This window comes from Marinitenerispora sediminis (genome assembly GCF_003336425.1).
GTDB lineage: Bacteria > Actinomycetota > Actinomycetes > Streptosporangiales > Streptosporangiaceae > Marinitenerispora > Marinitenerispora sediminis.
Genome location: NZ_QEIO01000425.1, coordinates 1 through 262 on the forward strand (window position 1 = coordinate 1; position 262 = coordinate 262).

Sequence of the window (262 nt, forward strand, 5' to 3'; positions counted from 1 at the left end):
GTGGGTGAGCCCGGCCGCCTCCGCCGCCCACGTGAACACCAGGGAGTCCGTGCCGCCGCGGGCGCGGGAGAACGGCAGCAGGCCGAACGGGGCGCTGCGCATGACGCCCCCGCAGCCCTTGGAGTTGTTGTCGGCCGCCGCCCCGAAGTGCGGCGCGTCCTGCCGCAGCGCCCCGTTCGGCCTGCTGCCGTTCTCCCGCGCCCGCGGCGGCACGGACTCCCTGGTGTTCACGTGGGCGGCGGAGGCGGCCGGGCTCACCCAC

At 77.5% G+C, this 262-nt stretch carries 1 protein-coding gene; it reads right to left on the reverse strand.

The genetic code is table 11. From position 1 onward, the window contains the following. A partial coding sequence (locus DEF28_RS27095) for an ADP-ribosylglycohydrolase family protein (protein ID WP_325049052.1) occupies positions 1–258 on the reverse strand: 258 nt, incomplete at its 3' end. Positions 259–262 lie beyond the last annotated feature (4 nt).